The organism is Microbacterium sp. NPDC090007, from assembly GCF_044748345.1.
In the GTDB taxonomy this organism is placed as follows: domain Bacteria; phylum Actinomycetota; class Actinomycetes; order Actinomycetales; family Microbacteriaceae; genus Microbacterium.
Map to the genome: position 1 here is coordinate 420272 of NZ_JBIVFV010000002.1, position 18646 is coordinate 438917.

General features: G+C 73.1%; 18 protein-coding genes. 10 read left to right on the forward strand and 8 right to left on the reverse strand.

Going from position 1 to position 18646, the window contains the following annotated elements; translation table 11 throughout:
* Positions 1 to 61: 61 nt before the first annotated feature.
* Entirely contained in the window at positions 62 to 607 is a 546-nt protein-coding gene (locus ACIPVB_RS10470; protein ID WP_400368721.1) for a PadR family transcriptional regulator, read from the reverse strand.
* Between the two features lie 155 nt (positions 608 to 762).
* On the opposite strand from ACIPVB_RS10470, the gene ACIPVB_RS10475 reads away from it, so the two are divergent.
* The 4 genes from ACIPVB_RS10475 to cydC are packed head-to-tail and all read left to right on the forward strand — an operon-like array spanning position 763 to position 6652.
* Entirely contained in the window at positions 763 to 2202 is a 1440-nt protein-coding gene (locus tag ACIPVB_RS10475; protein ID WP_400368723.1) for a cytochrome ubiquinol oxidase subunit I, read from the forward strand.
* A 9-nt stretch (positions 2203 to 2211) separates the two neighbouring features.
* Positions 2212 to 3243 (forward strand): cytochrome d ubiquinol oxidase subunit II, encoded by a 1032-nt coding sequence (gene cydB / locus ACIPVB_RS10480; RefSeq protein WP_400368725.1) that lies wholly within the window; start codon positions 2212 to 2214, stop codon positions 3241 to 3243.
* Between the two features lie 5 nt (positions 3244 to 3248).
* A complete protein-coding gene (gene cydD / locus ACIPVB_RS10485) occupies positions 3249 to 4973 on the forward strand; it encodes a thiol reductant ABC exporter subunit CydD (protein ID WP_400368727.1) in 1725 nt (574 codons plus the stop codon).
* Entirely contained in the window at positions 4970 to 6652 is a 1683-nt protein-coding gene (gene cydC, locus ACIPVB_RS10490; protein ID WP_400368729.1) for a thiol reductant ABC exporter subunit CydC, read from the forward strand. Before cydD ends, cydC begins: the two co-directional genes overlap by 4 nt.
* Positions 6653 to 6767: 115 nt before the next feature.
* Here the strand turns inward: cydC and ACIPVB_RS10495 are convergent, their stop codons facing one another.
* The 4 genes from ACIPVB_RS10495 to ACIPVB_RS10510 form a co-directional block, all read right to left on the reverse strand.
* A complete protein-coding gene (locus ACIPVB_RS10495; protein WP_400368731.1) occupies positions 6768 to 7772 on the reverse strand; it encodes a sulfate/molybdate ABC transporter ATP-binding protein in 1005 nt (334 codons plus the stop codon).
* Between the two features lie 113 nt (positions 7773 to 7885).
* Entirely contained in the window at positions 7886 to 8692 is an 807-nt protein-coding gene (gene modB, locus ACIPVB_RS10500) for a molybdate ABC transporter permease subunit (protein ID WP_400368733.1), read from the reverse strand.
* Positions 8693 to 8742: 50 nt separating this feature from the next.
* On the reverse strand, positions 8743 to 9537 hold the full coding sequence (gene modA, locus ACIPVB_RS10505; RefSeq protein ID WP_400368735.1) for a molybdate ABC transporter substrate-binding protein: 795 nt from the start codon (positions 9535 to 9537) through the stop codon (positions 8743 to 8745).
* Positions 9538 to 9769: 232 nt separating this feature from the next.
* Positions 9770 to 10165 carry a molybdopterin-binding protein gene (locus ACIPVB_RS10510; protein WP_400368737.1) on the reverse strand — a complete coding sequence of 132 codons (396 nt, stop codon included), beginning with the start codon at positions 10163 to 10165 and terminating at the stop codon, positions 9770 to 9772.
* An 88-nt stretch (positions 10166 to 10253) separates the two neighbouring features.
* Here ACIPVB_RS10510 and moaA point away from each other — a divergent pair, with 88 nt between their 5' ends.
* From moaA to ACIPVB_RS10535, 5 genes are read left to right on the forward strand one after another with little or no spacing between them, the layout of a single operon-like run.
* Positions 10254 to 11423, forward strand: coding sequence for a GTP 3',8-cyclase MoaA (moaA, locus tag ACIPVB_RS10515; protein WP_400368739.1), 1170 nt, complete (start codon positions 10254 to 10256; stop codon positions 11421 to 11423).
* Positions 11420 to 12196: a HesA/MoeB/ThiF family protein gene (locus ACIPVB_RS10520; RefSeq protein WP_400368741.1), complete on the forward strand. Its 777-nt coding sequence runs from the start codon at positions 11420 to 11422 to the stop codon at positions 12194 to 12196. The genes moaA and ACIPVB_RS10520 overlap by 4 nt, the downstream gene beginning before the upstream one ends.
* Positions 12193 to 13416 carry a gephyrin-like molybdotransferase Glp gene (glp, locus tag ACIPVB_RS10525; RefSeq protein ID WP_400368743.1) on the forward strand — a complete coding sequence of 408 codons (1224 nt, stop codon included), beginning with the start codon at positions 12193 to 12195 and terminating at the stop codon, positions 13414 to 13416. Before ACIPVB_RS10520 ends, glp begins: the two co-directional genes overlap by 4 nt.
* Positions 13413 to 13943, forward strand: coding sequence for a cyclic pyranopterin monophosphate synthase MoaC (gene moaC / locus ACIPVB_RS10530; protein WP_400368745.1), 531 nt, complete (start codon positions 13413 to 13415; stop codon positions 13941 to 13943). Before glp ends, moaC begins: the two co-directional genes overlap by 4 nt.
* Positions 13940 to 14176, forward strand: coding sequence for a MoaD/ThiS family protein (locus ACIPVB_RS10535; protein ID WP_400368747.1), 237 nt, complete (start codon positions 13940 to 13942; stop codon positions 14174 to 14176). The genes moaC and ACIPVB_RS10535 overlap by 4 nt, the downstream gene beginning before the upstream one ends.
* A gap of 137 nt (positions 14177 to 14313) precedes the next feature.
* Here the strand turns inward: ACIPVB_RS10535 and ACIPVB_RS10540 are convergent, their stop codons facing one another.
* From ACIPVB_RS10540 to ACIPVB_RS10550, 3 genes are all read right to left on the reverse strand, one after another.
* Positions 14314 to 14742, reverse strand: coding sequence for a molybdenum cofactor biosynthesis protein MoaE (locus tag ACIPVB_RS10540; RefSeq protein ID WP_400368749.1), 429 nt, complete (start codon positions 14740 to 14742; stop codon positions 14314 to 14316).
* Positions 14739 to 15221 (reverse strand): molybdenum cofactor biosynthesis protein B, encoded by a 483-nt coding sequence (locus ACIPVB_RS10545; protein WP_400368751.1) that lies wholly within the window; start codon positions 15219 to 15221, stop codon positions 14739 to 14741. The genes ACIPVB_RS10540 and ACIPVB_RS10545 overlap by 4 nt, the downstream gene beginning before the upstream one ends.
* A gap of 150 nt (positions 15222 to 15371) precedes the next feature.
* Positions 15372 to 16985 (reverse strand): SDR family oxidoreductase, encoded by a 1614-nt coding sequence (locus ACIPVB_RS10550; protein ID WP_400368752.1) that lies wholly within the window; start codon positions 16983 to 16985, stop codon positions 15372 to 15374.
* A gap of 64 nt (positions 16986 to 17049) precedes the next feature.
* Between ACIPVB_RS10550 and ACIPVB_RS10555 the strand changes: the two genes are divergently transcribed.
* On the forward strand, positions 17050 to 18603 hold the full coding sequence (locus tag ACIPVB_RS10555; RefSeq protein WP_400368754.1) for a carboxylesterase/lipase family protein: 1554 nt from the start codon (positions 17050 to 17052) through the stop codon (positions 18601 to 18603).
* Positions 18604 to 18646: the final 43 nt, after the last annotated feature.

Below are 18646 nucleotides of genomic sequence, written 5' to 3' on the forward strand. Positions count from 1 at the left end.
GAGCGCCTCCCGATGATCCGCGCCGGGGTTGACGGGGCGGGAGTTCGGCGGTAGCCGCGTCTCACACGGTCGAGCGTGCCGGCCGACCGCGACGCGGCCGATCCTCGGACAGCGCGAACGGCTCGGCATCCGCGGTGATCCGTTCGACCTCGTCGAGCCAGCGCAAGTCGGCTTCGAGTCGTGCGCGCCGCGCCGCGAGCACGATGGCCGCGGACACGGCATCCCCCTCGTCCCTCGTGGCGGCGTCGAGGGCCTCGCGCACGGCCGCCCGCTGCGCGGCCAGGATGCCGTGGATGTCGGCATCCGGGAAGGTCACGGCGAGCGCGATCTTGAGCGCGACCTCGTCACGCCCCTCGGCGAGCGAGGCGTGCGCGATCCAGGTGGCCGCCTCGGCCCGACCGGCGGCTGTGGGCCGCCACAGCAGATGGCCCTCGTCGTCCACGCCGGCCCCCTCGACGAGGCCGTCGCGCTCGAGGCGCTCCAGGGTCGTGTACACCTGGCCGACGTTGAGTCGGGCACCCGTGCGGCGCTCGTATTCCGCGCGCAGCTGCGAGCCGTAGCAGGCGCCGTGATCCAGGATCGCGAGCAGACTCTGACGCACCGACATTCGGCCTCCGGACCGGTGGGGGAAATGACTTCCTCGGTAAGCCCCAGGGTAGACGGCGGAGGTGGTTCGACGCCGAATGATCACGCGGCGGCGGTTCGCCACCCCGGCGTAGCATGTGGTCTGACCACACAATCCGCGTCGATCGGAGGCTTTCGATGGAGTGGCTCGACCCCCTCGCCCTCGCCCGCTGGCAGTTCGGGTTGACGACGCTTTACCACTTCCTCTTCGTGCCGCTCACCCTCGGCATGTCGCTGATCGTCGCCATCTTCCAGACCACCTGGTACCGAACCGGCGACGTGCGCTGGCTGCACCTGACCCGCTTCTTCGGCAAGATCTTCCTGATCAACTTCGCCATGGGCGTGGTGACCGGCATCGTGCAGGAGTTCCAGTTCGGCATGAACTGGTCGGCCTACTCGCGCTTCGTCGGCGACGTCTTCGGCGCCCCGCTCGCCTTCGAGGGACTGCTCGCGTTCTTCCTCGAGGCGACCTTCATCGGCCTGTGGATCTTCGGCTGGGACAAACTGCCCCGACTGGCGCACCTGGCGAGCATCTGGATGGCATCGATCGGCGCGACCCTGTCGGCCTACTTCATCATCGCGGCCAACGCCTTCATGCAGAACCCCGTCGGCTACCAGATGTCGGCCGACGGCGACCGCGCCGAGCTGATCGACTTCTGGGCCATGTTGACCAACCCCGTGGCCCTCGCGGCGTTCCCGCACACGATCTTCGCGGGCTGGATGTTCGCCGCGATGGTCGTCGTCGCCGTCTCGGCTTGGCACATGGCACGGGGACGCAACACCGACATGATGCGCAAGACCCTGCGCTTCGGCCTCTGGTCGACCGTGGTCTCGTTCGTTCTCGTCGCCATCGTCGGCGACCAGCTGAGCCTGGTGATGGTGGCGACGCAACCGATGAAGATGGCCGCCGCCGAAGCGACGTTCAACACCGTCTGCGGTCAGGACGCCTCGTTCTCGCTCTTCACCCTCGGCACCCCCGACGGCACCAGCGAGCTGTTCAGCATCCGCGTGCCGTTCCTGCTCAGCATCTTGTCGACCCATTCCCTCGACGGCTGCGTCGAGGGAATCAACGACCTCAACACCCTCTACAGCCAGCAGCTGTTCCCGCAGTTCGCCGACCAGGTCGACGGCAACTTCGCCCCCGTCCTCTGGGTGACCTACTGGGCCTTCCGCTGGATGATCGCCCTCGGCGGCCTCGCCGCGCTGGTCAGCGTCGTGGGACTCTGGGTCACGCGCAAGAAGGCCACCCGCCCCGTCGCGCCCTGGATGTGGCGCGTGGCGATCTGGGCCGCCCCCCTGCCGATGCTCGCGAGCCTGGTCGGGTGGGTCTTCACCGAGATGGGCCGCCAGCCCTGGATCGTCTTCGGACTCATGCTCACCGAGGACGGCGTCTCGCCCAGCGTCCCCGGGTGGAGCGTGCTCATCTCGCTCATCGCCTTCACCCTCGTCTACCTCAGTCTGGCGATCGTGGAGTTCGGCCTGATCGTGAAGTTCGCGCAGAAGGGCCCGGACCCCCTGCCGGACCCGGATGCCGCGCACGACGATTCCATCGAGAACACCCCCACGACGGTCTACTAGGAGCTCATCATGGATCTCGCACACCTGTGGTTCTGGATCGTCGCGTTCCTCTTCGTCGGCTACTTCGTGCTCGACGGGTTCGACTTCGGCGTCGGCATGTCGCTGCCGTTCCTCGGCAAGGACGACATCGCCCGCCGACAGATCATCAACACCATCGGCCCTGTCTGGGACCTCAACGAGACGTGGGTCATCGTCGCGGGGGCGGCGCTGTTCGCGTCGTTCCCCGAGTGGTATGCGACGCTGTTCAGCGGGTTCTACCTGCCGCTGCTGGCGATCCTGCTCGCGCTCATCGCGCGCGGAGTGTCCTTCGAGTACCGGCACCAGCGCGACTCCCTGCGCTGGAAGCGCACCTTCGACCGCATGATCGTCGCCGGCTCCGCCGTCCCCGCGTTCCTGTGGGGCGTGGCGTTCGCCAACATCGTGCAGGGCGTGCCCCTGGATGCCGACCACGAATACGCCGGAACCGTGCTGACGCTGCTGAACCCGTACGGCATCCTCGGGGGCCTGACGACGCTCGCCCTGTTCTTCACGCACGGTGTGTACTTCGTCGCCCTCAAGACCGACGGCCAGGTACGCGCGGACGCCCGCCGCCTGGCCGCGCGCTCCGGCGCCGTGACCATCGCCCTGGCGGCGCTGTTCCTGGCATGGACGATCTCGAACGCCACGACCGCGCAGGCTCCCCTGCTGCTCGGAGTGGTCGCGCTCGCCGGCATCGCCGCGCTGACCCTCATCGGGTCGTGGGTCGCGAACCTCCGTGATCGCGAAGGCACCGCCTTCACGCTCGGCGCCGTGACGATCGTCGCCGCCGTCGCCGCCCTGTTCTTCGCCCTGTTCCCGAACGTCATGCCCTCGACACTCGCCGAGGGCTCGACCCTCACGATCGACAACGCCTCGAGCACCGACTACACGCTCACCATCATGAGCTGGGCGGCGCTGATCTTCCTGCCGCTGATCCTCGCCTACCAGGGCTGGACCTACTGGGTGTTCCGCAAGCGCGTGACCCGCGCCCGGATCGAGAAGGCCGCGCTCGTCGCGCACTGACCCCCATGAAACCCGTCGACCCCCGGCTCCTGCGCTACGCCACCGCCTCGCGGAGCTTCTTCGCCGTCACCGCGGCGATCGTGCTCGCGCAGGCGGGCGTGATCGTCGGGTTCGCGTGGGCGCTGACGAGCGCGCTCGTCGGCGCGATCGAGGGGCGCCCGCTCGCGGAGCTCTGGGGGCACGTCGGGGTGGCGGCATCCCTCGCCCTGCTGCGGGGACTGCTGATAGCCGGCTCCGAGAGGGCGTCGGCCCGCGGGGCGGCAGCGGCGTCGCGGCAGCTGCGAGAGGCGTTGATCGCCGCCGTCGTCCGCCTCGGGCCGCGATGGCTCGGAGAGCGCAACGCCGCCGCCCTCGCGGTCACGGCGGGGCACGGCCTCGAATCACTCGACGCGTACTTCGGTCGGTATCTGCCGCAGCTGGTGGCAAGCGCGATCACGATGCCGATCCTCATCGGCGCGATGAGCCTCGCCGATCCGCTGTCGGGCCTGACGGTGATCCTGACGATCCCGCTGATCCCGGTGTTCATGGTGCTGATCGGCCTCGCCACTCGTGGCGTGCAGCAGAAGCAGTACGCCACGCTGGGTCGTCTCGCCGCCCGCTTCGCCGACACCGTCGACGGGCTGGGGACGCTCACGGCGTTCGGGCGTCAGCACCGCGCCGCCGACTCCATCGAGACGGTCACCCGCGATTACAAGCGCGAGACGATGACGGTGCTGCGCGTGTCGTTCCTCTCGGGCTTCGCGCTGGAGTTCCTGGCATCCATCTCGGTGGCCATCATCGCCGTGACGATCGGATTCCGACTGCTCGCGGGCGATCTGTCGCTGATGGTGGGGCTGTTCGTGCTGCTGCTCGCCCCCGAGGCGTACCTGCCGCTGCGGCAGGTGGGCGTGCAGTTCCACGCCGCATCCGAGGGGGTCGCTGCGACCGCGCAGATCTTCGACGCACTGGACGCGGCCGCAGAGAACACGGGGACGGATGCCGCCACCCCGGCGCGGGGAACGACGCTGGCGCTCGAGAGGGTCGCCGTCGAAGGCCGGGGTCCTGCGCTGCCGACGGTGTCGCTGTCGGTGGGGCCGGGCGAGATCGTGCTGGTGACCGGTCCGAGCGGTGCGGGCAAGTCCTCGCTGATCGCCGCCGTCCTCGGGTTCGCGGAGCACCGGGGCACGGTGCTGCTGGACGGCGTCGCGGTCGCGCACGCGCGCGAGGCGGTGGCGTGGGCCGGGCAGCGTCCGGGGCTGGTCACGGGCACGGTGGCCGAGAACGTCGCCCTGGGCGTCGAGCCCGACCCCGCGCGCGCGGCCGCGGCGTTGGCCGACGCCGGTGCGGCGTCCCTCGATCCCGCGACACCGCTCGGCGCGTCGGGCGCGGGGCTCTCAGGCGGTGAGGCGCAGCGTGTCGCCGTGGCCCGCGCCCTCTACCGCGCGCGGACGACCGGCGCGGGGATCCTCGTGCTCGATGAGCCCTCGAGCGCCCTGGATGCCGGGACCGAAGCGCGCCTGTGGTCGACGCTGCGCCGCGAGGCCGACGCGGGACGCGCGGTGCTGCTGGTGTCGCACCGTCGCTCGGCTCGCGCGATCGCCGACCGGGTGGTCGCGCTCGCGCCCGAGGTCCCTGCGCCCGGCGACGGACCCGGGCCCCGCTCCCTTTCCGGGGTCCCTGCGCCCGTCGACGGCCCCGGAACCACCCACGCGACCGTGGGTCGCCCCCTCGCCCGCGGGGTGCGCTCGTGAACGCCCGGGTGAACGGCATCCTGCGCTCCGCCCTTCCGACGCGGCGGAGCTTCGCACCGGCCCTGCTCGCCGGGTTCGGCACGGCGGCGAGCGCGGTGGCCCTGCTCGCGGCGAGCGCGTGGCTCATCGCCCGCGCGGCCGAGCAGCCGCTCGTGATGTACCTGTCGATGGCCGTGGTCGGCGTGCGCGCGTTCGCCCTGTCGCGCGGGGTGTTCCGCTACCTCGAGCGCCTCAGCGGTCACGACGCCGCCTTGCATCAGCTCGCCGGGGTGCGCGCGGATCTCGTCCGCGACCTCGTCCCGCTCGCCCCCGACGGTCTCGCGCGCTCGCGCCGCGGCGGTCTGCTCTCGAGCGTCGTCGACGACGTCGAGGAGCTGCAGAACCTTCCGCTGCGCGTCGTGCTGCCGCTGGTGACGGCGGTGACCACCGCGGTCGCGGCCGTCGTCTTCACGGCGTTCGTGTCGTGGCCCGCCGCCCTCGTGCTGCTCGCGTGCCTGGTCGCGGCTTTCGCCGCGGCCGTGGCTCTGGGATGGGCGGCCGGGTCGCGCGCGGAGCGCTCGATCGCGCCGCTGCGCGCCGGGGTCGCCGACGCCGTGCACGACCTGCTGACCAACCTCGACGTCCTCACCGCCTACGGCGCTCTGGATGCCGCGCGCGAGCGCGTCCGCCGGGCCGATGCGCAGCTCCGACGCGCCCTCGTCCGCCGCGGCGGGGCGCAGGGCCTGACCTCGGGCGCCGTCTCGGCACTGGCGGGAGCGGCCTCGCTGGGAGCCCTCGTCGTCGCCGTCCCCGCCCTGACCGGCGGCACCCTGTCGGGACCGGGACTGGCCGTGGTCGTCATGCTGCCGATGGCGGTGTTCGAGGTGTTCGGACCGGTCCCCCTCGCCCTCGCCTCGTGGCGACAGGTGCGCGCTGCGGCGGAACGGATCGCGGATGCCGTACCCACGACCGTCCCCGACGGCCTCCCCCGCGACGAGCCCGCGCCGACGGGCCGTGCGCCGGCGCTCGGTACGGGTATCGAGCTGCGCGACCTCGACGCGCGGTGGCCGGCCCGTGCCGACACCGACGCCGATGCGGGGCGCCTGCGCGGGGTGTCGCTGCGCGTCGGTCCCGGTGAGCGACTGCTGGTCAGCGGGCCCAGTGGCGCGGGCAAGACGACCCTCGCGCACGTGCTCGCCCGCTTCCTCGAGTACGAGGGGTCGTTCCGCGTGGGCGGCGTCGAGGCCCGAGAGCTCTCGGGCGACGACCTTCGGCAGACCATCGGGATCGTCGAGCAGTCGCCGTACCTGTTCGACGAGTCGATCCGGCAGAACCTGCTCTTCGCACGCGACACCGCGACCGACATCGACCTGTGGGACGTGCTAGCGCGCGTCGGGCTCGACGACTGGACGCGCGAGCGCGGCGGTCTCGACGCCCGCGTCGGCGATCGCGGCGGTCTCGTCTCGGGTGGACAAGCGCAACGCCTCGCCCTCGCGCGGGCGTTGCTGCGCGGGTTCCCGGTGCTCGTGCTCGACGAGCCGACCGCGGGCGTGGACCCCGCGGCATCCGATGCCCTGCTCCGCGACCTGCTCGGCGCCGTGGGGCGCGACCGGGCGGTGGTGCTCGTGTCGCACGTCGACGTGCCCGCGGGGCTGGTGGACCGCGAGGTGCGGATGGAGGGCGGGCGCGTCGTCGCGTGACCGGGTGCCGGTGAGAGGCGCGGCGGGGGTGTGACCCGGGTGCCGGCCGGGGCGGGCAGCGCGTGTGCGGGGCGCGGCGGGGTTGCCGGAGTGCCGGGGGCGGGGAGGGGCGGGGTCAGGATGCCGCGACGAAGCGCACGCGATCCGGCGACACCGACAGGTGCACCACGTCGCCGGCGCGCAGCGGCGCGGCCTCGCCCGGCGACACCTCGGCGACGGCCACGTCCGTGACCACCCGCACCCCGGCCGGTGTGGGTTCCAGGTACGACACCGTCGCACGCACCCCCTGTCCGAGGCGCACGTCCACCGCGCGGAACACCGCGGACAGCGCCCGGCCGTCCTCCGCGGCGAGCGCGCGGGACGCGGCGTCCGCGGACTCCAGGCGCAGACGCCCGCACACCCACCCGCCGTCGCTCGCCTCGCCCACGATCCGCTCCAGCCCGGCGATCTTCGCCGCGACCTCCGTCACCGGGGACGACAGCACGTCGCGGACCGGACCGGCCTGCGTCACGCGCCCGCGCTCGAGGATCAGCAGGCGGTCCGCCAGGGCCGCGGCATCCACGGCATCGTGGGTCACCGCGACCGTGGTCACCCCGGCGAGGCGTTCGCGCAGCATCGATCGGATCTCGGACGCCGTCACGGCGTCGAGGGCGACGAGGGGCTCGTCCAGCAGCACCACCCGCGGCTGCGCGGCGAGGGCGCGCGCCACGGCGACGCGCTGCTGCTCCCCGCCCGACAGTTGCGCGGGGCGGCGGTCCCCCGTTCCGGGAAGTCCCACTCGCGCCAGCCACTCGTCGGCCGCGGAACGGGCGACGGATGCCGGGACCCCGGCCGCGCGCGGACCGAAGGCGGCGTTCTCGCGGGCGCTCAGGTGCGGGAAGAGCCGCGCCTGCTGCCCCAAGAGCACGACGCCGCGCTGCATGGGCGCCGTCCGCACGCGCGGCGCGCGGTCGAGGACGCGACCGTCGAGCGAGATCACTCCGTCATCGAGCGGCGTCAGCCCCGCGAGCGCGTCGAGCAGCGTCGACTTGCCGGCTCCGCTGCGGCCCATCACGGCGACGGTCTCGCCCGGGGCGACGTCGAGGTCGATGTCCACGACGAACTCGCGTCGACGGACCACGACACGAGCCCGCAACTCGGCGGCACCGGGCGTCGCCACCCGGTCGGGAGAGGAGACGTGCGGTCGCGAATCGTTCCCGCCCCGTGGCGCCGGGGTCCCGGCATCCGCGGCCGTCATCGACCCACCCCCGGACGCCATCCCCGCACCAGCAGCAGCACCGCGATCGCCGTCACGAGCAGCAGCAGCGACAGCGCCACGGCCGTGCCCTGCGACACCCCGGCGCCGTTGAAGGCCGTGTAGATCGCGAGCGGCATGGTCTGCGTGACGCCGGGCCGGTTGCCCGCGAACAGGGCGGTCGCGCCGAACTCGCCGATCGCGCGCGCGAAGCACAGCACCACCCCGGCGACGATCCCCGGAGCAGCGAGCGGCAACGTCACCCGCCGCAGGATGGTCGCGCGAGAGGCACCGAGCGACGCGGCGGTGCGTTCGAAGCCGACACCCGTGCTGCGCAGCGCCCCCTCCACAGCCAGCACCAGGAACGGCAGCGCCACGAAGACCTGCGCCAGCACCACCGCCGTCGTCGTGAAGGGCAGCCCGAGCGGCCCGAGCGGTCCCGTGCGCCCGAACAGGTACAGCAGCGCCACGCCCCCGACCATCGGCGGCAGCACGAGCGGGACCGTCACCAGCGCCCGCAGGACCGCCGCGGTCCGGTCGCCGCTGCGCGCGATCAGAAGGGCGAGAGGGATGCCGACCACCCCGCAGACCACGGTGGCCACCGCCCCGGTGCCCAGCGACAGTCCCAGCGCTGACAGCGCCGCCGCGGAGGTGACGTCCTCGAACAGCGTCGCCCACTGCACGCGCGCGATGAGGGCGGTGAGCGGAACGAGCAGGAACAGCAGCCCGAGGCCGGCCGGGACGGCGAGCCAGCGCGGGAGGAAGCCGCCGCCGGCCGTGGAGCGCGGCGAACGCGCGCGGGTCACGGGGCGCGGGGAATCGGCGCCGGTCACCGGCCGCGGGGAATCGGCGCCGGTCACGGGGCGCGGAACCCGGCGTCGGCGAGGATCCGCTGCCCGGCGTCGGAGAGGACGAACTCCACGAACGCGGTCGCCGCCCGAGGATTCGGCGCGTCGGCGAGCGGGGCGATCGGGTAGGAATTGACGACGTCATCCGCTCCCGTCGGCACGATCGCCTCGACGTCGCCGCGGCCGGCGACGTCGGTGGCGTACACCAGCCCCGCGTCGGCCTCGCCCGCGGCGACCTTGGTCAGCACCGCGGTGACGTTCTGCTCGGAGCTCGCGGGTGCGACCGCAACCCCGGCGGCGGCCAACAGCGTCTGCGACGCCGATCCGCAGGGCACCTCCGGCGCGCACAGCACCGTCGTGACCCGGGCGAGGTCGGCGAGGGTCTCGACCCCTGCGGGGTTGCCCGTCGGCACGGCGATCACGAGCGTGTTGCCCGCGAAGATCTGCGGCTCGGGTGCCCGGTCGGCCACTTCGGCCATGTTCTTCTCGTCGGCCGAGGCGAAGACGTCGGCGGGCGCCCCCTCGGCGATCTGCGTGGCGAGCGTGCTCGAGCCGTCGTAGACGGGGCTCACCGCGACACCGGGATTGGCGGTTTCGAACGCCCGGGCGATCTCGTCGAACGAGCGCTGCAGTGACGCCGCCGCATACACCTCGACCGTGCCACCGAGCGCGTCGGCGGGTGTCGTGGCCGAGGGATCCGCTGCCGCGGTGTTCCCGGGCACGGGTGCGGCGGGCTGCGCGGCGCAGCCGGCGAGCGCGGCGGCGGCGAGGAGCAGCGCGAGAGTGCGGAGGGAGCGACGCATGAGGGGTCCTTTCGGCGGCACCCCGGTGGTCCGCGGCACTCATTATTCCGCATTCGCGATCGCTGAGGCCATATTTTTCCGCAAAAGCGACGACCGCCGCCCGCGACCTCACCCGCCGACCGCCGCCCCACCCCGCCTCGCCCCACCCTGCCTCGCCCCGCCCGCCCCGCCCGCCCCGTCCCGGCGGCTCGGGCGCAGCGGCATCCGGCGGAACCCGCCGTCGGACGCGGCCTCAGCCGCGGGGGGTCTCCACGGTCACCACGGTCGCCTTCACCGAGGCGACGGCCAGCGAGCCGGGCTCGAGGCCGAGGTCTCCGGCCGCCTCCGCCGACATCAGCGACACGACGCGGTGCGGCCCGCACTGCAGGTCGACCTGGGCCATCACCCCGTCGACGCGCACGCGCGTGACGATCCCGACGAAGCGGTTGCGCGCGCTCGATGCGACTCCCGTGGGGTCGGCTGGCTCGTCGGCGAGCGCCACGGCCCGCTCGGCCAGGGCCGCACCGGGGATCTCGACCGGTGTCGCCCCCGTCGTGGACAGCAGCCCCTGCTCGATCCAGCGCCGGACGGTGTCGTCGCTGACGCCGAGAAGACCCGCGGCCTGTGCGATCCGGAAGGTGTTCGCCATGCCTCGACGCTACCCGTCCGCTGGTTCTCAGGCCGAGCGCACAGCGGCGGGCCGCCCCGCCCCACCGCGACGGAACTAGGCTCGACTCATGACCACCGAGCACGCGAGCGCGACGCGAGGGCCGGTGGCCGTGTCGCTCGGCGCGACCGTGACGGCATCCGGCGCGACCGCCCTTCCCTCGACCGGGGCCCCGGCATCCCGCACCACGACGCTCCCTGCCACCGGCGCCCCGCGCGAGGGTGGTCTGCTCGACCGCTTCGGACGCGTCGCGACCGACCTGCGGGTCTCGGTCATCGACAAGTGCAACCTGCGCTGCACGTACTGCATGCCGGCCGACGGGATGCCGTGGCTCCCGCAGACGCAATTGATGTCCACCGAAGAGATCCGTCGCGTCGTCCGCGTCGCCGTGCAGTCGCTCGGCGCCGAAGAGCTGCGCATCACGGGCGGTGAGCCGCTCGTGCGCAAGGACCTCGAACACATCATCGCCGGCATCCGCGCCGACAACCCCGACCTGCCGATCTCGATGACCACGAACGCGGTCGGACTCGACAGACGCGCCCAGGCCCTCAAGGACGCGGGGCTGACGCGCCTGAACGTCTCACTCGACACCCTGCACCCCGAGACCTTCGCCGAGTTGACCCGCCGCCCGCACCTCGACAAGGTGCTCGCGGGCCTCGAGGCCGCGCGCGCGGCCGGTCTCGGGCCGATCAAGATCAACGCGGTGCTGCTGGCCGGGATCAACGACACCGAGATCGTGCCGCTCGTCGACTGGGCCGTGTCGAACGGCTTCGAGATGCGCTTCATCGAGGACATGCCCCTGGACGGCGACCGCTCGTGGAGCGCCACCGACGTCATCCCCGCTCGCGACATCCGCTCGGCCATCGAAGAGGCCTTCACGCTCACCGCCGATCCGCGCGGCCGGGGCGCGGCCCCCGCCGAACGCTGGGAGGTGCGCCGCCCCGGCGAGACCGCCGTCGCCGGGCACGTGGGCATCATCTCCTCGGTCACCGAACCCTTCTGCGCCGCCTGCACGCGTACGCGCGTGACCGCCGACGGCAAGGTCCGCTCCTGCCTGTTCTCGCACGAAGAGACCGACCTGCTCACGGCGCTCCGCGACGGCGCCGACGACGAGGGCCTCGCGCAGATCTGGCGGGATGCCATGTGGGCCAAACCCCGCGCCCACGGCTCCGACCGCGTCGGGCTGGCGCGCGCCGACTTCGTCCAGCCGCAGCGCACGATGAGCGCGATCGGCGGATGAGGCCGCTCGTCGAGCCGGTGGCATCCCTCGCCCCCGAAGAACTCATTCGAACGGCCCGGCACGCCGTGCTCGCCGCGATCGGCGAGGAGGGGCAGCGCCGCCTCGCCGCCGCCCGCATCGCGGTGGTGGGCGCGGGGGGCCTCGGCTCCCCCGTGCTGCTGGCCCTCGCGGCGGCAGGGGTGGGCGAACTCGTGATCATCGACGACGACACCGTGGAGCGCACCAATCTGCAGCGCCAGCTCGCGCACCGCATCGCCGACATCGGCATCGCCAAGACGGCATCCGCCGCGCGCGCGGTGCGGGATCTGTCGCCCCTCACGGTCGTCCATGAACGAACCGTACGGCTGACCCCCGACAACGCCGTGGAGCTGTTCGCGGGGTCGCACCTCGTGATCGACGGCAGCGACACCTTCGCCACGCGCGAGGCCGTCGCCGCCGCCACGCAGAGCCTCGGCATCCCCCTCGTCTGGGGAGCCGTGCAGGAGTGGGCCGCGCAGGTCACGGTGTTCTGGTCGGCACCGCCCGAGGGGATCGCGCCGGTCGTGCTCGGCGACCTGTTCCCGACCGGTTCCGCCGGAGAGCCGCCCACCTGCGCCCAGGTCGGCGTGCTCGGTTCGCTGTGCGTGCAGGTCGGCGGGCTGCTCGCCACCGAGGCCATCAAGCTCGTCACGGGCGCAGGCGAACCGCTGCTGGGTCGCCTGGTCGTCGTCGACGCGCTGCGCGCCCGTCAGGACGTCATCCCCCTGATCCCCTCCGGAAGGACCCCCGCGTGAGCGCGTTGCTGAGCGTCGAGGACCACCGTGCGCGCGTGCTCGCCGCCGTCTTCCTGCTGCCCGCCGAGACCGTCGGGCTGTCCGACGCCGCGGGACGCACCCTGGCCGAACCGGTGCTCGCCGCGCATGACCTGCCGGGCGACGACAACTCCTCGATGGACGGTTTCGCCGTGCGCTTCGCCGACGTCGCATCGGCGGATGCCACGACCCCGGTCTCGCTGTGCGTCGTCGCCGATCTGCCCGCCGGCACCGCCGACGACCCGGCGCTCTCGGCCGGCGAAGCCGCACGCATCATGACGGGAGCGCCCGTCCCCACCGATGCCGACGCGATCGTGCCCTTCGAGGACACCGCCGGCGGTCTGGCCGACTCGCTCGGCACCGTCGAGGTGCACCGGGCCCCGGCGGCTGCGGGGGCGTTCGTCCGCCGTCGCGGCGGCGACACCCGAGCGGGTGATGCGGTGCTGTCCGCCGGCGAACGCCTCGGCCCCTTCGCCCTCGCCGCGGCCGCGGCCGCCGGGGTCGACGTCGTCCGGGTCGCGCGGCGCCCGCGCGTGGCCGTGGTGAGCACGGGCAGCGAGCTCGTCGCCCCGGGCCGGGTGCCCGGCCGCGGTCAGACGCCCGACTCCAACGCGACGCTGCTGGCGAGCCTCGTCGCGGGCGCCGACGCCGAAGTCGACCTCGTGGACCGCGTGGACGACGACCCCGCCGGCATCGAGGCGGTGCTCGGTCGTGCCGCGCGCGCGGACGTCGTCGTCTTCACGGGCGGGGTGAGTGCGGGGGCGTACGAACCCGTGCGTCTGGCTCTCTCCGACCGGATCGCGTTCGACAAGGTCGCGATGCAACCGGGCAAGCCGCAGGCCTTCGGCGTCCTCGCCGACGGGCGCCTGGTGTTCGGGCTCCCCGGCAACCCCGTGAGCGTCGCGGTGTCGTTCGAGGTGTTCGTCCGACCGGCGCTGCTGGCGCTGCAGGGCCGCGCGGTGATCGATCGGCGGATCGCCCGGCTCACGGCATCCGAGACCTGGACGACCCCGCCCGGGCGCCGCCAGTACCTCCCCGCCGCGATCGACCTCGTCGCGGGCACCGTACGCCCCGCCACCGCGGGAGGCTCGGGCTCGCACCTGGCCGCCTCGCTCGCCCGCGCCGAGGCGTTCGCGGTCATCCCCGCCGAGGTGTCCACCGTGTCGGTGGGCGACCCGCTCGATGTCATGCTGATTCCATGACCTTCACCCATCTGGATGCCGCGGGCCACGCCCGCATGGTCGACGTCACCCGGAAGCACCCCACCGTCCGTACCGCGACGGCGCGCGGTTTCGTGCGCTGCGCGCCCGAGGTCGTCGCCGCGTTGCGCGACGGCACCGCCCCCAAGGGCGACGTGCTGGCCGTGGCGCGGATCTCCGGCATCCAGGCCGCCAAATCGACCCCCGCTCTGCTCCCCCTGGCGCACGTCATCGGCGTGCACCGCGCCTCGGTGGATCTCGAGATCACCGACGCGGGCGTCGAGATCGAAGCGACCGTCGGCACCGCCGATCGCACGGGGGTCGAGATGGAGGCCCTGACGAGCGTGTCGGTGGCGGCGCTGGCGATCGTCGACATGGTGAAGGGCATGGACAAGGCCACCTTCATCGAGAACGTGCGCATCGTCTCGAAGACCGGTGGCAAGTCAGGCGACTGGGTGCGCGCGGGAGAGCCGCGTGCCGTCGAGACACCCGAACGCTCGGCCACGACCCTTGAGGGAGGGGACCGATGAGCGTGCGCGTGCGCTATTTCGCCGCGGCGGCCGAGGCCGCGGGGATGGATGCCGAGGACCGCACCGAACCGTCCCTGGCGGCCTTGCGCGGTGCCCTGGTCGCGGACCACCCCGAGCTCGGCGCCATCCTGGATCGCTGCGCCGTCCTCGTGGACGGCGCTCGTCACGACGACGACGCTCCGCTGGCCGGTGTCACGCACGTCGACGTGCTGCCCCCCTTCGCCGGAGGCTGAGCCGGGTACGCGGCGGCGCTGGACGCAGCGCGCCCCGCGCGACCGCATCGGTTTCGGAGATCCGCAGCAGAATAGGATGCCACGCACCGAACCATCCGATTCTGATGCGCTGGTCCGAATCCGCTGCGGCTGAGCCTCTAGCCGCCCAGGCCCTTCCACTCCGTCGTGCCGTCGGCCTCGACCTGACGCTTCCACACGGGCAGGTCGGTCTTGATCGTCTCGATGACCGTTCGGCACACCTCGAACGCCGCCGCACGGTGACCGGATGCCACGGCGATGACCACCGCGGCCTCTCCCACGCCCAGACGTCCGACCCGGTGGCTGACCGCCACGATGGCGTCGGTGCCGGCTGCCGCGTCCGTCGCGATGCGGTGGAGGGTCTGCTCGGCGTCGGGGTGGGCGCTGTACTCCAGGGCCACGACGGCATCGGAGGCGTCCGGATCGGTGTCGCGGACGCGGCCGACGAAGGTGGTGACGGCGCCCGAGGACGACTCCTCGACCGCGTCGAGGTGGCGCTCGAGGTCGAGGGGCTGATCGGACAGGCGGGCGATGCGGACGGCACTCATGCGTGGTCTCCTCCGGCGAGCTGGTCGAGGATGTGCGGGGCGAGTTCGGCGATGACGGCGATTCCGGATGCCACGGCCCGCGTCGATCCGGGCAGGTTCACCACGAGGGTGCCGGGGTCGACGATACCCGCGAGCCCGCGTGAGATGACCGCCATGGGGGTGTCGGCGAGGCCTCGCCGACGCAGTTCCTCGGCGATCCCGGGCAGTTCGCGGTCGAGCACGCGGGCGGTGCCTTCGGGCGTGCGGTCGGTCGGGGCGATACCCGTGCCGCCGGTGGTCACGATCAGGCCCCGGCCCTCTGCGGCGAGCGCGCGCAGCGCCTGCTCGACGCTGTCGGCACCGTCGGGGACGACCACCGGGTCGGCGCACGAGAACCCGGCCTCGCGCAGCAGCGAAACCGCGAGCGGTCCGCCTCGGTCTTCGCGCAGACCCGCGGCGGAGCGGTCGGAAACGGTCAGGACGCGGGCGCGAGGGAGCACGCGGATCAGCCTAGGCCGCCCCGGCCGTCTCGGGACGGGACGCGCCCCGCAACTCCATGACCCCGGAGGACGGCCCGCCCCGCAGCAACGCGGCCCGGACACGTGCGTCCGTGGAGGACGCGACGGCCCCGGCTCGCCCGAGACGGCGCCTCACGCCGATGGCGCCGCGGTCGTCTCGACCTCGGCGATCGCGGGGGCGATGCGCCCCGCCCGGGATCGGGGCTCGAGGTCTTCGCGCTGCACGTGTTCGGCGGCGGCGGTGATGCGCCGGGCCATACCGCTGAAGATGAGGCCGTGGAACGGCAGCACCGCCAGCCAATAGAGACGTCCCGCCAGACCCGTCGGGAAGAACAGCGCGCGCTGGTCGAAGCGCGCCTCCGCGCCCTCGGGGGTCGCCCGCAGCTCGAGCCACGCCCCGCCCGGCACCTTCATCTCGGCGCGCAGGCGCAGCAGATGGCCGGGCTCGATCGCCTCGACGCGCCAGAAATCGAGGGCGTCGCCGACCGTCACGACAGAGCGACTGCGTCGCCCCCGCGCCAGACCGACGCCGCCGACGAGGCGGTCCATCCACCCGCGGATGGCCCACAGCACGGGGGACGAGTACCACCCGTTCTCTCCGCCGATGCCCTCGATGACCGACCACAGCTGCGCGGCGCTGGCCTTGGTGGTCATGGTGCGGATGTCGGTGTACACCAGGCGCCCCGACCACTCGGGGTCGCTCGGCAGGGGGTCGCTCGGCGCGCCCGAGACCTCGGCATCCTGCCAGCTGGTCTCGATGTCGTCGTCGTTCAGACGCCCGAGGGCGCGGCGCACGGCCTCGCGGTACGGCATGAGTCCGCCTTCGGGGCGCGGCACGAGGTCGTCGATCGCGCGGTCTTTGACGACGCAGTCGTTCTGCAGTGACTCCACGAGCGGACGCGCGATGGCCTTCGGAATGGGTGTGACGAGGTTGACCCAGTGCGACGCGAGACGCGGTGTGAGCACCGGCAGCGAGGCGATCGCCCGCTGCGGAAGACCCGCCTCCATCGCGTAGCCGTTCATCATCTGGCCGTAGCGCAGCACGTCGGGGCCTCCGATGTCGACCGCGCGGTTGACATTGGGGGCGACCCGCGCCGCGCCCAGCAGGTAGTGCAGCACGTCGCGCACGGCGATGGGCTGGATGTGATTGCGCACCCACTTGGGTGCGGGCATGTACGGCAGCACGTCGGTGAGGTGGCGCACCATCTCGAACGACGCCGATCCCGAACCGATCACCACGCCCGCCTGCAGCACCAGGGTCGGCACCCCGCTGCGCAGCAGGATGTCGCCGACCTCGACGCGCGAGCGCAGGTGCGCCGACAGGGTCGCGTCGTCGGGGTGCAGGCCCCCGAGATACACGATGCGCGAGACGGATGCCGCCGAGGCGGCGTCGGCGACGGCCTGGGCCGCCACGCGGTCGGTCGCCTCGAAATCGCGGGCGCTGCCCATCGAGTGGATGAGGTAGTACAGCACGTCGACGCCCTCGACGGCCGCGCGCACGGCGGCGCGGTCGGTGGCGTCTCCCGCCGCGATCTCGACGTCGTCGCCCCAGGGGAAGGCCCCGACTCGGCGCGGATCGCGCGCGAGCACGCGCACACGATACCCCGCCGACAGGAGCCGGGGAACGAGTCGCCCGCCCAGATAGCCGGTGGCACCGAGGACGAGGGCGAGGGGAGCCGACCCGTCGGGTCGGGGCTGCGCGACCAGTGCGGGTTCGCGGCCGGTGGGGGCGGAGAGCTCGGTCATGACGACACGGTACGCCCGGGGTCCGACATCGCCCAGGGCTTGACGGCGACGCTAGGGTGAGCGCGTGCAGAACGCCTCGTCCGGCCCCCTCGCCCACGCCCCCGCCGGGCTCTTCCGCGGCCGTGTCGTGAACGCGTCACGTCGCTGGCTCGGCATCCATTACGCCGTCGCCCCCACCGCCGGGCGGCGATGGCGGGACCCCGAGCCCGCCGCGCGCGCGGACACCGTCGTCGACGCCGACGCCTTCGCTCCGGCGTGCCCGCAGCCGGCCAACGCCGCCCTCCCGCTCGGCGCCGGGGTCGTGCAGGACGAGGACTGCCTGGCGCTGAACATCTGGGCTCCGGATGCCGAGTCCCCGGCGCCGCGCCCGGTCATGGTGTGGCTGCACGGGGGTGCCTACGTCTTCGGCGCGGCGAGCCAGGGCACATACGACGGGACGCACCTCTCCGCGAACGGCGATGTCGTCGTCGTGACCGTCAATTACCGTCTCGGTCCCTTCGGGTTCGTCGATCTCTCCTCGGTGTTCCCCGACGCGGGCTTCGCGGCCAACCTCGCCCTCAGAGACGTCCTGCTCGCGCTGCGGTGGGTCGCCGACAACATCTCGGCGTTCGGCGGAGACCCCGACCGGGTGACCGTGTTCGGGGAGTCGGCGGGCGGCGGACTGGTGACGACGCTGCTGGCGACGCCCTCGGCATCCGGTCTCTTCCACCGCGCGATCGCGGAGTCCTCCCCCGCCTCCAGTGTCTACGGTCGCGAGCGGGCCGCCCAGGTGGCCGCGCGTTTCGTCGAACTGACGGGCGTCGACGCGCAGGACCCCGCGGCCGCGACGACCCTGGCCACGATGGACGCCGACCGTCTCGTCGCCGCGGCGCAGCGCCTCTTCGCCGACGTGCCCACGAGTGCGCCGGGGACCCTCGCGTTCGCACCCCTCGTGGACGGCGACCTCGTGCCCGAGGCGCCGGTGAGTGTGCTGCGCGACGGCAGGGGCCTGCCCGTTCCGCTGCTGATCGGCACGAACAAGGACGAGGCGTCGCTCTTCGCCTACATGAAGTCCCCGCTCATCCCGATCACCGGGGACCGCATCGAGAAGATGTTCGCCGACATGGCGGCCGAGAATCCCGAGGTGGTGCTCCCCGACCGGGAACAGGTGCTCGAGGCCTATGAGCACGTCCGCCAGCGCGCACTCGGCCTGGGCGTGGCGGGCGACATCGGATTCCGGCTGCCGACGCTGTGGGTCGCCGAGGGACACGCGAGGATCGCCCCGGTCCACCTCTACCGCTTCGACCACAGCACGCCCTTCCTCCGGCTGATCCGCCTGGGTGCGACGCACGGCAGCGAGCTCGTCTACGTGTGGGGCACGCTCGACGGGGGGCCGAGAGATCTCACGTTCCGTCTGGGTGGTCGACGCGCCGCTGTCGCCCTGTCGCAACGCATGCAGCAGCGGTGGACCTCGTTCGCACACGGCCGGGAACCCTCGGCATCCGCGGCGGTCGACTGGCCCGCCTACGACATCGAGACCCGCGCGACGCTCGTGATCGATCGGACCGACCGGGTGGTCCCCGACCTCGACCGCGAGCTGCGCGAGGCATGGGGCGACGAGATCCTCTCCTTCCGCTAGCACAGGGCCCCGCGCGCCACCCCGACTGGAAACGGGGCGCCGA